Origin of the sequence: Hwanghaeella grinnelliae (assembly GCF_004005845.1) — a bacterium.
Lineage (GTDB): Bacteria > Pseudomonadota > Alphaproteobacteria > UBA8366 > Aestuariispiraceae > Hwanghaeella > Hwanghaeella grinnelliae.
In genome coordinates, this window is record NZ_SADE01000003.1 from 729,291 (window position 1) to 742,113 (window position 12,823).

12 protein-coding genes are annotated in these 12,823 nt (G+C 59.7%); 4 read left to right on the forward strand and 8 right to left on the reverse strand.

Features of this window, described 5'->3' with window-relative positions:
- Nucleotides 1-33: 33 nt before the first annotated feature.
- The 4 genes from EOI86_RS20320 to EOI86_RS20335 form a co-directional block, all read right to left on the reverse strand.
- On the reverse strand, nt 34-1,149 hold the full coding sequence (locus EOI86_RS20320) for a BMP family ABC transporter substrate-binding protein (protein ID WP_127767489.1): 1,116 nt from the start codon (nt 1,147-1,149) through the stop codon (nt 34-36).
- 199 nt (nt 1,150-1,348) lie between these two features.
- On the reverse strand, nt 1,349-2,269 hold the full coding sequence (locus EOI86_RS20325; protein ID WP_127767490.1) for an ABC transporter permease: 921 nt from the start codon (nt 2,267-2,269) through the stop codon (nt 1,349-1,351).
- Nucleotides 2,270-2,279: 10 nt separating this feature from the next.
- Entirely contained in the window at nt 2,280-3,350 is a 1,071-nt protein-coding gene (locus EOI86_RS20330) for an ABC transporter permease (RefSeq protein WP_127767491.1), read from the reverse strand.
- Complete coding sequence (locus EOI86_RS20335) at nt 3,347-4,906, reverse strand: ABC transporter ATP-binding protein (RefSeq protein WP_240035749.1); 1,560 nt, start codon at nt 4,904-4,906, stop codon at nt 3,347-3,349. The genes EOI86_RS20330 and EOI86_RS20335 overlap by 4 nt, the downstream gene beginning before the upstream one ends.
- Nucleotides 4,907-5,089: 183 nt before the next feature.
- Here EOI86_RS20335 and bioB point away from each other — a divergent pair, with 183 nt between their 5' ends.
- Nucleotides 5,090-6,088: a biotin synthase BioB gene (gene bioB, locus EOI86_RS20340; RefSeq protein ID WP_127767492.1), complete on the forward strand. Its 999-nt coding sequence runs from the start codon at nt 5,090-5,092 to the stop codon at nt 6,086-6,088.
- On the opposite strand, the gene EOI86_RS20345 is transcribed toward bioB, so the two are convergent.
- The 4 genes from EOI86_RS20345 to EOI86_RS20360 form a co-directional block, all read right to left on the reverse strand.
- Nucleotides 6,085-7,389, reverse strand: coding sequence for a TRAP transporter large permease (locus tag EOI86_RS20345; RefSeq protein WP_127767493.1), 1,305 nt, complete (start codon nt 7,387-7,389; stop codon nt 6,085-6,087). The two genes, bioB and EOI86_RS20345, sit on opposite strands and share 4 nt — an antisense overlap.
- Before the next feature lie 4 nt (nt 7,390-7,393).
- Nucleotides 7,394-7,975 (reverse strand): TRAP transporter small permease, encoded by a 582-nt coding sequence (locus tag EOI86_RS20350; protein ID WP_127767494.1) that lies wholly within the window; start codon nt 7,973-7,975, stop codon nt 7,394-7,396.
- Nucleotides 7,976-8,067: 92 nt separating this feature from the next.
- Nucleotides 8,068-9,114, reverse strand: coding sequence for a TRAP transporter substrate-binding protein (locus tag EOI86_RS20355; RefSeq protein WP_240035750.1), 1,047 nt, complete (start codon nt 9,112-9,114; stop codon nt 8,068-8,070).
- A 156-nt stretch (nt 9,115-9,270) separates the two neighbouring features.
- Nucleotides 9,271-9,750: a MarR family winged helix-turn-helix transcriptional regulator gene (locus tag EOI86_RS20360; RefSeq protein WP_127767495.1), complete on the reverse strand. Its 480-nt coding sequence runs from the start codon at nt 9,748-9,750 to the stop codon at nt 9,271-9,273.
- A gap of 179 nt (nt 9,751-9,929) precedes the next feature.
- Here EOI86_RS20360 and EOI86_RS20365 point away from each other — a divergent pair, with 179 nt between their 5' ends.
- Genes EOI86_RS20365 through EOI86_RS20375 form a run of 3 tightly spaced genes read left to right on the forward strand, consistent with a single transcriptional unit; the run spans nt 9,930 to nt 12,808 of the window.
- A complete protein-coding gene (locus EOI86_RS20365; protein WP_127767496.1) occupies nt 9,930-10,892 on the forward strand; it encodes an MBL fold metallo-hydrolase in 963 nt (320 codons plus the stop codon).
- Between the two features lie 55 nt (nt 10,893-10,947).
- Entirely contained in the window at nt 10,948-12,591 is a 1,644-nt protein-coding gene (locus tag EOI86_RS20370) for an FAD-dependent oxidoreductase (protein WP_127767497.1), read from the forward strand.
- Nucleotides 12,592-12,595: 4 nt separating this feature from the next.
- Complete coding sequence (locus EOI86_RS20375) at nt 12,596-12,808, forward strand: DUF2783 domain-containing protein (RefSeq protein WP_240035751.1); 213 nt, start codon at nt 12,596-12,598, stop codon at nt 12,806-12,808.
- Nucleotides 12,809-12,823 lie beyond the last annotated feature (15 nt).

The following is a 12,823-nucleotide window of genomic DNA, read 5'->3' on the forward strand; positions in this document are numbered from 1 at the left end:
ACGCCCGCCCCAAACTGCAATTCCGAAAGGGATTTATTTCGGCAAGCTGCCTTCGACACCTTCGACATAGTAGTTCATGCCAAGCAATACGCCGTCATCCAGCACCGTGCCTTCTTCGGCTACGACTTCGCCAGCCTGATTGACGACCGGCCCCTGGAAGGGATGCAACGCACCGCTCTTGATCATGTCGAGCGTTTCTTGCGCCTTCGCGGCGACGTCATCCGGCATATTGGTGAAGGGCGCCATTGCAACCATGCCTTCCTTCAAGCCGGCCCAAGTGTCCATGCTTTCCCAGGTTCCGTCCAAAACGGCCTTCGCCTGCTGAATATAGTAAGGACCCCAGTCATCGACGATCGCGGTCAGCTGCGCCTTTGGCGCGAACTTGATCATGTCGGACGCCTGACCGAAGCCGAGCACGCCACGGTTTTCCGCCGTCTGAAGCGGGGCAGGACTGTCGGTATGCTGGGAGATTATGTCCGCGCCTTGGTCGATCAGCGCCTTGGCGGCATCGCCTTCCTTGCCGGGATCGTACCAAGAGTTCACCCACACGACCTTCACGGTCGCGTCCGGGTTCACGGACCGCATACCGCGAATGAACGAGTTGATGCCCCGAACGACTTCTGGGATTGGGAAGGACGCGACATAGCCCGCGACATTCGTCTTGGTCATCATGCCGGCGATCACACCCTGCACATAGCGGCCTTCATAAAAACGGCCCGAATAGGTGCTTAGGTTATCCACACGCTTATAGCCTGTGGCGTGTTCGAACTTAACGTTCGGGAATTTCTTGGCGACCTTCAGCGTCGGGTTCATATAACCGAAGGACGTCGTAAAGATCAGGTTATGACCGCTGCTCGCCAATTGGGTGATGACGCGCTCGGCATCGGCCCCTTCGGACACGCTTTCGACATAGCTGGTCGCGACCTTGTCACCCAGCGCCTTTTCAATGGAAAGGCGACCTTCGTTGTGGCGGTAGCTCCATCCGTGATCGCCGATCGGACCGACATAAATGAAACCGACTTTCAAATCTTGTGCTTGGGCGGTGCTCGCTCCATCAACGCCAAAGGGGGCGCCGAAAACGGCGGCGACGGCAGCCGCGCCGGCGATCAGTCCGGTCGCGAAGCGACGGCTTATCGGGAATTGTCTCATGCGTGAACTCTCCTCGACTATTCTATTTCGAATTTTCTTATTAAGGGATTCTCTTTGTCCCGAAACATCTCTGTTCCGAAAGCAAACCGATATAAAGCCGCCCGCGCGCCACCCTGCCGCGTTGTTGGCGTCACGCCCCATTCCGTTTCCATACGACACAGGGAGCATGCCAAAAGGGGGACCGGCCTGTCCTGACGGATCATTGTGCCGGATGGAAAACCTTGCCAAGGCAGGCAGGCGCATTCAACCGAATCTTCGCGCGATCACCGGAAATGATGACAAGAACAAGGATTGTCGCCAGATAGGGCAGCATCGACATGATCTGCGAGGGCACACCCCAGCCGGCACTTTGGGCATGAAGCTGTAGAATCGTGATCCCGCCGAACAGATAGGCGCCGGCCAGCAAACGCCCCGGTCGCCACGTGGAGAAAACCACCAGCGCCAATGCGATCCAGCCCCGACCGGCGGTCATGTTCTCGGCCCAAAGCGGGGTATAGGCGAGAGACAGATATGCCCCGGCCAAGCCCGCCATCGCCCCGCCGAAAAGAACGGCTAGATACCGGATACGGATTACCGAATAACCAATCGCATGGGCTGCTTCGTGACTGTCCCCGACTGCCCGCAGCACCAACCCCGCCCGGGTGCGCTTCATGAACCAGTAGACCGCCAGAACCGACAGCAGCGACAGGTAGACCAGCGCATCCTGCCCGAACAAGATTGGCCCCAGCAAAGGAATGTCGCTCAAGAGCGGAATGTGCAGCTTGGCCAGCGGCGCAACGGCGATTCCCACATAGCCCTTGCCGATCAAGGCACTCAATCCGATCCCGAAGATCGTCAATGCCAGACCCGTTGCCACCTGATTGGCGAGCATCGTGAGGGTGAGAAATCCGAAGATCAAGGCCATGGCCGCCCCCGCCACGGCACCGGCCGCGATCCCCGCGGCGGCATTCCCGGTGGAGACGGAAACTGCGAAGGCACAGACAGCACCGACGATCATCATGCCCTCGACACCGAGGTTGAGGACTCCGGATTTCTCGGTAATCAATTCGCCCAGCGCCGCCAGCAGCAATGGCGTGGCGGCGGTCATCACGGAGAGCAGTAGAAGGGTCAGGGCATCCATCCGTCTCGCCTCACCCGATTGCCAGGCGGCGCCCGAAGCGCAGCCGATAATTGATCAACACGTCGCAGGCGAGCAGATAGAACAGCAACACGCCCTGAAACAGACCAGTCACGGCCGCCGGAAGGCCAATCTCGATCTGGGCCGTTTCACCGCCGATATAGGTGAGCGCCATGGTCAGCCCGCCGATCACCACGCCCACCGGATGCAGCCGCCCCAGAAACGCCACGATGATGGCCGTGAAACCGTAGCCGGGCGAAATCGTCGGTATCAATTGCCCGACCGTGCCCGACACTTCCAGGGCGCCCGCCAACCCGGCTAAACCGCCGCTAAGCAGCAAGCTGAACCAAACGAGTTTCGGCTCGCGATATCCCGCGAACCGGGCGGCGCGCGGCGCATCGCCCAAAATCTTTAACTGAAAACCCAACATCGACCGCGACAACATCAGCCAGATCGCACCAGCCGCCAACACGGCGAGCACTGCGCCCCAATGTAGCCGCGTACCGGAAATCAGCGTCGGCATCGTCGCGGAGTCATGAAACAGCCGCGATTCCGGAAAATTGAACCCGTCGGGGTCGCGCAGCGGCCCATGCACCAGATAGCTCAACAGCAGCAGAGCCACATAAGTCAGCATCAGGCTGACAAGAATTTCATTCGCGTTGAACTTCACGCGCAAAAAAGCGGGAATCGCGGCCCAAGCCATGCCGCCCAACACACCTGCGATCATCATTGCGGGCAGCAGCAACGGTGTTTCGACCTCATAAAAGGCAAGTGCCAGCGCCCCGCCGGCGATAGCGCCAAGGGTCAGTTGCCCTTCCGCCCCAATGTTCCAAACATTCGCACGGAAACCGACGGAGAGGCCTAGACCGATCAGAATCAGCGGTGTCGCCTTCACGCCCAGTTCGGATGCCCCGTAAAGGGTCGTGAAAGGCTGGATGAAATAGGCGTAGAGCGACGGCCCGGCCGGCTTGCCCATCAATTCGAATAGCAACGCACCGGTGCCGACTGTGAGAACCATCGCCAGAACCGGCGAAAGATAGGAAAACAGACGGGACGGTTCGCCTTTCGATTCCAAACGGATCATACGGTGGCCCCCGTTTTTTCGCCTTGGATGCCACCCATCAAGAGGCCGATTTCCTCGATCGTGACCTCCCCGATCGGTTTGGGGCGCGAGAGCTTGCCCTCCGACATCACGGCAATCCGGTCCGCGATCGCGAACAATTCGTCGAGGTCCTGCGAAATGACGACGACCGCCGCCCCTTCCGCCGCCAACGCCAGGATCGCTTCCTGGATCGCCGCGGCGGATCCCGCATCCACGCCCCAGGTCGGCTGGTTGATAACAAGGACACCTGGGTTTTGCGCAATTTCACGGCCGACCGAGAACTTCTGCAAATTGCCGCCCGACAGGCTTTTCGCCGCCGCGCCTATACCGCTTGCCTTGACCGAGAAGCGCTGGATCACCTCACCGGCGAAACGGTCCCGGGCCCGGGACAGAATCCATCCACCACGTGTCAAACCCATGCGCCGGTCGGCGCTGAGCAAACCGTTGTCGGCCAACGGCATGTCAGGTGCGGTTGCGTGGCCGTTCCGCTCTTCCGGGACGAAGCATGCACCGGCTTCCCTGCGTCGGCGGGGGCCAAGCCGGCCGACCGGCTGGCCATCAATCCGAACCGCTTCCGGATAAGTCAAAACCTCGCCGATCAGCGCGGTCATCAATTCCGGCTGACCATTCCCAGCGACGCCCGCAAGGCCAAGGACCTCGCCACCGCGGACGGAGAAACTGATATCCTTCAACGCCGTGCCAAAGGCCTTCTGAGCCGGGAGCGACAAGCCGCGCACTTCCAACCGGTTGCTCTTTTCCAAAACCCTGCCCGCCGGCCGTTCCGGCTTCAGCGGCGTTTCACCAATCATCATATTGGCCAGGCTCTGCACCGATTGCTGCCGCGGGTCACAAGTCGCCACGACTTTGCCGCCACGCAGGATCGTGGCGGTTTCGCAAAGGTCGCGGATTTCCTGCAGCTTGTGACTGATATATAGGATCGCACACCCTTCGGACGCCAACCGCCGCAACGTCTCGAACAACCGGCCGACTTCCTGCGGCGTCAGCACCGATGTCGGCTCGTCCATGATCAAAAGCTTCGGGTCCTGAAGCAGGCACCGGACGATTTCGATCCGCTGCCTTTCGCCAACCGACAGGTCGAGCACGGTCCGACGCGGGTCGAGCGGCAATCCATACTGCGCCGAGACTTCCGATATCCGGTCCGGCAATTCAGCGCGGTCGAAACCGCCCTCACCCTTCGACGGTAGCGCCAGTTCGATATTCTCCGCGACACTGAGTGCCTCGAACAGCGAGAAATGCTGAAACACCATGCCAATGCCGAGGTCCCTAGCCGCGGACGGCCCGGCGAGGTCTACCGGCTTTCCCTGCCACAGCAGGTCGCCCTGATCCGGACGCAGGACCCCGTAGATGATTTTGACCAGGGTCGATTTGCCGGCCCCGTTTTCACCCAGAAGGGCATGAATTTCCGAATGTTTGATAGAAAGGGACACGTCGTCGTTGGCGACGACGCCGGGAAACGCCTTCCTGATACCGCGCAATTCAAGCAACGGTGTCGACGGGTCGTTGTGATTGTCGTTCACGGCAGGCTCGACCGATTGATCCCCATACCATCGTTATTGGCGCATGCGGCCCAATCCGGCAAGCCCTGCCCTGAAGCCTGTCCGTCAGTTTTTTGTGCAAAGCAGCAAAATTTCCTAGCAGCATTCGGTAGAACGACATACATCCTTTGCACTCTTCAACCAGTCCGAAGGTGGTCGCAGACAATGATTTCCCCCGTGTGCCGACACGATTGGAGCCTTTCCGAGGTTCAGGAACTCTTCGCCCTTCCCTTCATGGACTTGATCCATCAAGCCCAGGCCGTACACCGGGCAGCTTTCGATCCAAACGAAGTGCAATTGAGCTCCCTAATGTCGATCAAGACAGGCGGATGCCCCGAAGATTGCGCCTACTGCCCGCAAAGCGCCCACTACGAGACGGGTCTGGAGAAGGAGCGCCTAGCCGAACTGGACCGGGTTTTGAACGAGGCCCGCGCCGCCAAAGAGCGTGGCGCATCACGGTTTTGCATGGGGGCGGCCTGGAAACGGCCAAACGCCAGAGATTTCCCACTGGTCCTGGAAATGGTCCGTGGCGTCAAGGAACTCGGCATGGAATCCTGCGTCACTCTCGGGGCGTTGGATCGGGATCAGGTCGCCGCACTGAAGGAGGTCGGGCTCGACTACTACAATCACAACCTCGACACCTCCCGCGAACACTACGAAAAGATCATCACGACGCGCAGTTTTCAGGACCGCTTGGACACGCTGACGCTGGTTCGTGATTCCGGCATCAACGTCTGTTGCGGCGGCATTCTGGGACTTGGCGAGGAAGAGGAAGACCGTGCCAAGCTGCTGATGGAACTAGCGAATCTGCCCCACCACCCGGAAAGCGTTCCGATTAACCTTCTGGTCAAAGCGCAAGGCACACCGCTGGAAGGGGCTGCGGATGTCGACCCGTTCGACTTCGTCCGCGCCGTCGCTGTCGCCCGAATCCTGATGCCGAAATCTTATGTCCGGCTCTCGGCAGGTCGAAGCGGGATGGATGACGCCTTACAGGCATTGTGTTTCCTCGCCGGGGCGAATTCGATTTTCTTTGGTGAGAAACTGTTGACCACCCCTAATGCCGGGGCCGAGCACGATAAGGAACTGCTGGAGCGACTAGGGATGAAATCCCAGACACTCGAAGAGATCGCTGACAGCGACGGCCGCATGGCCGCCGCGCGCTAGAAACCGACCAACCGAGGCAACCAAAGCACGATCGCGGGAAAGGCGATGAGAATCGCCAAACGGACAATATCAGCCGCCAGGAATGGCACGACGCCCTTGACGATGGTCTGAATGCGCAGATCGCTCGCGACGCCCTGGATGACGAACAAGTTCATGCCCACGGGCGGGGTTATCAGGCCAAGCTCGGCGACCGTCACGATAATGACGCCGAACCAGACAAGGTCGAACCCCAAGGTGGCGACCATGGGCACCACGAAGGGGACGGTCAGCAGGATCATGCTCAAGGCGTCCATGAAACAGCCGAGCACGATGTAGAACACCATGATCAGCAGCATGACCGCCAAGGGCGGCAGGCCGAGCGCCTCGACCTGACCGACCAGCAACTGCGGCAGGCCCGCGGTTTCGATGAAATAGTTGAAGACAGCGGAACCAATCAGGATCAGGAAGATCATGCCGGTGATTTCCGCCGTTTCCTGGAAGCACTGGCGCAGCACCCCGCGCGTGAGTGCCCCGCGCCCCCAAGCCAGGACCAAGGCTCCGAACGCACCGACTGCGGCGGCTTCGGTCGGCGAGAAGAAACCGAGATAAATACCACCGATTACGACCACGAACAGGAGTATGACCGGCCAGATCGCGCGCAATGTGGTGAAACGCTCGCCCCAGCTATGGCGTTTTCCCGCAGGGCCGAGTGTCGGATTGCGCCGCACCTGAAACCAAACCGCCGCCATATACAGCAAAGTGCCGACAACGCCGGGAATCAGCGCCGCCGCGAACAGGGCACCGATCGATTGTTCCGTCAGCAGTGCATAGATCACCAGCAGGATCGACGGCGGAATCAAGACGCCCAGTGTCCCGCCCGCCGCGATGGAGGCCGCGGCCAAACTGTCGTCATAGCCATGACGGCGCATCTCCGGCAGCGCGACGCGGCACATCGTTGCCGCTGTCGCCAGGCTGGACCCACAGATCGCCCCAAATCCGGCGCAAGCCCCGATGGACGCCATCGCCAACCCGCCGCGCATATGGCCCACGAAGGCATTCACCCCCTGGTACAGGCTGCCGGACAAACCGGCATGGGCGGCGAAGACGCCCATCATCAAGAACAGAGGCACAACGGAAAGCGTGTAGGGGAAAGTCGCTTCAAAGGGCGCGCCGCCCATGATGAAGCCCACCGCGTCCCATCCGTTCAGGATGCCGAACCCGACGGCCCCCACGACCCCCATGGCAATGGCGACCGGCACACCGAACGCGATCAAGCCCAGCGTCGCCAAAAACCCGAGGAGGCCGATAACAGGATCAGACATGGCGTTACTCGACCGGCGCGGAGTGATGCGGCGTCAACAGATCGCCACCGCGACCGGTCACCGCGTATGCCGCGTTCGCCAGGACCAGCAATACGGTCGCCGCAATCGACATGAATATCCCCGTCAAAAGGGGCGCCCAGAACCAGGAATAAGGAATGGCCAAAGTCATGGAGACATCGCCGTATTCAATCTGGTTCAACATCTGCTCCCACCCATGACGGAAGATCAGCACCAGGAACCACACGGCGATGACAGCCGAAACCACCCGTAGAAAGGATTGAACCCGCGCGGAGAGTTTCGCGGTGACGAGGTCGACCGAAACATGGCTGGCTTGCATGAAAGCAAATGGCAGAACGGCGAAGGCGACGCCCATGATGAATAATTGCACCAGTTCGACAACGCCTTGAATCGCCCAACCGACAGGTTCGATCCCAATCGTATCGGCCACCAGATTGACGGCGCGGGACGCGGTCCTGAGCACAATGTCCACGATGGTGATGCCCATCGCGATCATTAGACTGATCACCCCGGCATAAGCAAGCCAACGGGTAACCGAATGAAATGCCCGATAAACGGTCGCGCCCATGTCGCCTTCCACAAGAAGCCCAAAAAGTCAGCCGCCCTCCCCACGCCCGACTTTCCGGCAGTTGAGGAAGGCGGCGATACCGGCTGTTAAACTTAGTTGCCTTCGACCTTCGCGATTTCCGCTTTCATGGCGTCATAAATCTCGCGGGCGTCAGAAATGCCGTTGGCTTCCATATTGGCGAGCCATTCCTCGACGATCGGTGTGGTCGCCTCTTTCCAACGGGCGGCTTCTTCCGGGCCGAGCTTGGTGATGGTCGATCCCTTGGCTTTCACCTTTTCGATGCCCCAGCTATCCCATTTGTCCCACCAGGGACCGAACTTACCGACCAGATTGTCACCTGAAATATCGTCGATGGCTTGGCGGACATCGGCGGGAAGGCTGTTGTATTTCTTCTCGTTCATCGCGAACCAGAACGAGACCGTGTAAATCCCGCCCATGTCCAGGTGGTGGTTCATCACTTCCGACAGCTTGAAGGAATTCATCGGATCCCATGGGAAGACGGTCCCGTCGATCACACCCTTCTGCGTGTTCTCGTATACCTTGCCCGGCGGCAGCCCCTGCGGCACGGCACCGAGGCTCTCCAACATCGACTTGATCGGCGCACTGGGGAAGCGAATACGGAGCCCTTTCAAGTCGCCCATCGTCACGACCTGCTTGTCGCGGGTGTGGATCAGACCACCGTTATGGGCGTGCAGACCCAGAACCTTCACGCCAGGATATTCATCCTTCAAATATTTCGGATACACCGCCCAAAGGGCGCGACTGGCCGCATCGGCGCTGCCCGTCATGAACGGCAATTCGATGATTTCCGTGCGCGGGAAACGGCCGCGCGGAATGCCGCGCAGGCCATGGGCGATGTCGACCACGCCCGAGCGCACACTGTCATAGAGTTTAGCGATATTGCCGAGCTGGGTGCCCGCCGGATAGATCGTAACCTTGACCTTACCGTTGGTGCGCTTTTCCAATTCCCGCGCCCAAGGCTCCAGGAAGTCTGAATGCATCCCATTGATGGTCGGCAAGAAATGAGCGAGCTTCAGCTCAATCGTCTGGGCGCCGGCTGTTGCCAGTCCACCCGTCATACCCAATGTCATACCAGCGGCAAAAACAGCCCCCGCCAGGGCGCTTTTCATGAAGCGCATCTGCTTCTCCTCCCAGTCTCGGCGGCGCGTTTTTTTGGTCACCGCTCATTTAGTTTCATTTGCAACTATTTTTCAAACCAGCGCCGCCGTCAAGCATTTCCCTACTTGAAAGCGCGACATGCAGGCCCAAGGTGCGCCTAAACCATTGGCGCACGATCAAGCGCCGGCGTCATCCAGCACGGTTTGGATCTTGTTCATGATGTCGTTCAGCGTTCGGCGTTCTTCTCCAGACAGCGGCGCAAGCAGGTCCGCCTCCCAGCCAAGCGCCAGAGGAGCGATCTCTTCGAACACATCCTCGCCCGCCTTGCTCAACCGAAGCTGCCCGCGGCGCTTGTCCGTCACATCCGTATCCCGCGCGATCAAACCTGCTTTCAGCAGTCTGGAAATCGCACGGCTGACCTTCACCTTGTCCATGCTGCTCTTATCCGCGACGTCGCTGGCGGTCATCGGCGCGAAGCGCGCCAGGTTCGCGATGACCCGCCATTCGGGAATGGTGATGCCGAACTGCTTTTCGTAAGCCTTGGCGAGGTGCCGGCTGATCCGGTTGGTCAAAACGGAAAACCGATATGGCAGAAATTCTTCCAGACACAGGGCGTCCGATTGCGCACTATCGCGCAATTTCTTTCTGACCGACATTCAGCAATCCCCTTCTGGACATTAGTTTCAGATGAAACTATTAACTTTGGTCAAGGTCAAGCGCATCAGCGCCCAAGGGCGGTTCGGTCGGGGGCGGGTCCATTCCCGCCTCAACGACACGCTCGGACAGCCAGGGTCCACACAATCAGGGCCCGCACAATCAGGGAAGGACACAAGCCATGGCCAATTTCGCCTCCACTGCCGACCTCGAAGAAAAGAAGATCACTTTCGAGGAAATCGCCGAAAACGTCTATGCCTACACTGCCGAAGGCGATCCGAATTCGGGCGTGATCGTCGGCGACGACGGTGTGCTGGTCATGGACGCGCAAGCGACGCCGATCCAGGCGCAGAAGCTGATCGACTGCATACGGGGCGTTACCGACAAGCCGATCAAATATGTTGTGTTGAGCCACTATCATGCCGTTCGTGTGATGGGCGCATCCGCCTACGGCGCCGAGGCGATCATCGCCAGCCAACTGACCTACGACAACGTGGTTGAGCGCGGCCAACAGGACTTCGACAGTGAGGTCGGCCGTTTTCCCCGCCTGTTCGATCAGGTCGAGACGGTGCCGGGCCTGACCTGGCCGACCATTACATTCGAGAAGAAGATGTCGCTCTGGATGGGCAAGCGCGAGGTGCAGTTGCTGCATCTTGGCCGCAGCCACACCAAGGGCGATATCGTCGCCTGGATTCCCGACTGCAAGGTCTGCTTCGCCGGCGACATGGTCGAATACGGCGCAACGCCCTATACCGGCGACGCTTATTTGAGCGATTGGCCGACCACGCTGGACAACCTGATGGCGCTGGGTGCGGAGAAGATGATCCCCGGCCGCGGCGAAGCGCTGAAGACCGCGGATGAAGTCAAAGCCGGCGTCGGCGGTACGCGCGACTTCCTCAGCGATTTGTTCGAAACGGTTAAGAAATGTGTCGCCGACGGCAAGGACCTGACCGCGACCTATAAGGAAACGATGGACATCATGCGGCCGAAATACGGCCAGTGGGTGATTTTCGATCACTGCATGCCGTTCGACGTTACCCGCGCCTATCAGGAAGCGAGCGGCCAGGAACATCCGCAAATCTGGACCGCCGATCGTGATCGGGAAATGTGGCTGGCTCTGGAGCGGGATCAGTCGGCGGCATAAGCCGCCGGCACCGCCGACCTAGCCCTTCCACACCCCGAAAATCGGGTGGTGCGCCGTGCTGAAAAGTTTCGACTATCCACAATACCCGTTCCGGACTATCCCCGATCTGACGGCGGATACGCCCACCAAGCATGAAATCGTTATCGTGGGGGGTGGTCCGGTCGGCCTTTGCGCCGCCCTGGACTTGGCGAAGCACGGGCGGAAATGCGTTGTGTTGAACGCGGCGAATACCGTTTCCGTAGGGTCGCGCGCAATCTGCTGGTCAAAACGAACTCTCGAAATCTGCGACCGCCTCGGCATCGGGGCCCCGGTTCTTGAAAAGGGTATCACCTGGAAGAATGGACGTGTCTTCGCCGGCGATGAGAACCTGTACAATTTCGACTTGCTGCCTGAAGCGGGGCATCAATACCCCGCTTTTGTAAATTTGCAGCAATACTATTTCGAGCTGTTCGCTGTGAAAGCGGCGGAGGCTTCGGAGATGATCGACCTGCGTTGGCAGAGCAAGGCCGTCGCAATCGAAGACAAGGGCAACAGTGTTGTCCTGGACGTCGAAACGCCGGAGGGAACCTATAAACTCGAAGCGGATTACGTGCTGGCAGCGGACGGCGCGCGCAGTGGCATCCGCCGGCAGATGGGGCTGGACTTCAAAGGGCAGGTTTTCGAGGACCGCTTCCTGATCGCGGATGTGATCATGCGGGCGAATTTCCCAACGGAACGATGGTTCTGGTTCGACCCCCCGTTCAATCCCGGTCAATCGGCCCTACTGCACAAGCAGGCGGACGATGTATGGCGCATCGACCTGCAATTGGGCTGGGACGCCGATCCGGAAGAGGAAAAGAAACCCGAAAAAGTCATCCCGCGCCTGAAACGCATGTTGGGGGAGGACGCGGATTTCGATCTGGAGTGGGTCAGCGTCTATACCTTCCAATGTCGCCGGTTGGAAAAGTTCCGGCACAACCGCGTGCTCTTCGTCGGTGACAGCGCCCATCAAGTTTCCCCTTTCGGCGCGCGCGGGGGCAATGGCGGTATTCAGGACACAGACAATCTGATTTGGAAACTGGACCTCGTCCTGGCGGGCAAGGCGCCGGAATCCCTGCTCGACACGTATGATACCGAACGTGTTCATGCGGGGGACGAAAACATCCTCAACTCAACCCGATCCACCGACTTCATCACACCGAAGAACACGGCCAGCCGCCGGTTCCGCGATGCCGCATTGACCCTGGCCCGCAAGCATCCCTTCGCCCGCCAAATGGTGAACAGCGGACGTTTGTCGCTGCCGGCGGTGCTGACCGGTTCCCCACTCAACACGCCCGACAACGACGGTTTTTCCGGCGGACCGCCCCCTGGTGCGCCCTGCCCGGACGCACCAGTCGTGATGGGTGAGCAGCCCGATTGGCTGCTGCACCGCCTGGGGGGGAAGTTCACTCTGCTTATTTTCGACCCTTCAGCCGATATGGCGGCCCTGGCGAAAGACGCCCGCATGCTCGACCCGTCGGTCAACTGTCTTGCCGTCGGCGGAAATCGGATTGATGGCTTCGAAACCCTGTCGGATCCCGACGGCCTTGTCGGAAAACGTTTCGACCGCGAACCCGGCACAGCATACCTTATCCGCCCGGATCAGCATGTCGCGGCGCGTTGGCGGCAAGCGACATCTGAAAAAATCGAGGCCGCCCTGAATCGCGCGATTGGGAAGTAACGCCATGACAACAGACATGCCCGGCAAATCCCGACTGATCACAGAGCCGAACATTCCCGACCCGGACGGTTTCTACGAGCGTCTGATCGCCGCCCATCGCAACCTGGACGACGAACAAAGTGCCGCGCTGAACAGCCGGCTAATCCTTCTTTTGGCGAACCATATCGGCGATCAAGCCGTTTTGATCGAGGCGATCGACGAAGCGGCCAATGGATAGATCACATTTAGCTGA

Excerpts from the sequence above, each read along its gene's own strand:
- EOI86_RS20320 (WP_127767489.1), bottom strand. The coding sequence starts at position 1,149 with ATGAGACAATTCCCGATAAGCCGTCGCTTCGCGACCGGACTGATCGCC.
- EOI86_RS20325 (WP_127767490.1), bottom strand. The coding sequence starts at position 2,269 with ATGGATGCCCTGACCCTTCTACTGCTCTCCGTGATGACCGCCGCCACG.
- EOI86_RS20330 (WP_127767491.1), bottom strand. The coding sequence starts at position 3,350 with ATGATCCGTTTGGAATCGAAAGGCGAACCGTCCCGTCTGTTTTCCTAT.
- bioB (WP_127767492.1), top strand. The coding sequence starts at position 5,090 with ATGATTTCCCCCGTGTGCCGACACGATTGGAGCCTTTCCGAGGTTCAG.
- EOI86_RS20345 (WP_127767493.1), bottom strand. The coding sequence starts at position 7,389 with ATGTCTGATCCTGTTATCGGCCTCCTCGGGTTTTTGGCGACGCTGGGC.
- EOI86_RS20350 (WP_127767494.1), bottom strand. The coding sequence starts at position 7,975 with ATGGGCGCGACCGTTTATCGGGCATTTCATTCGGTTACCCGTTGGCTT.
- EOI86_RS20355 (WP_240035750.1), bottom strand. The coding sequence starts at position 9,114 with ATGCGCTTCATGAAAAGCGCCCTGGCGGGGGCTGTTTTTGCCGCTGGT.
- EOI86_RS20360 (WP_127767495.1), bottom strand. The coding sequence starts at position 9,750 with ATGTCGGTCAGAAAGAAATTGCGCGATAGTGCGCAATCGGACGCCCTG.
- EOI86_RS20365 (WP_127767496.1), top strand. The coding sequence starts at position 9,930 with ATGGCCAATTTCGCCTCCACTGCCGACCTCGAAGAAAAGAAGATCACT.
- EOI86_RS20375 (WP_240035751.1), top strand. The coding sequence starts at position 12,596 with ATGACAACAGACATGCCCGGCAAATCCCGACTGATCACAGAGCCGAAC.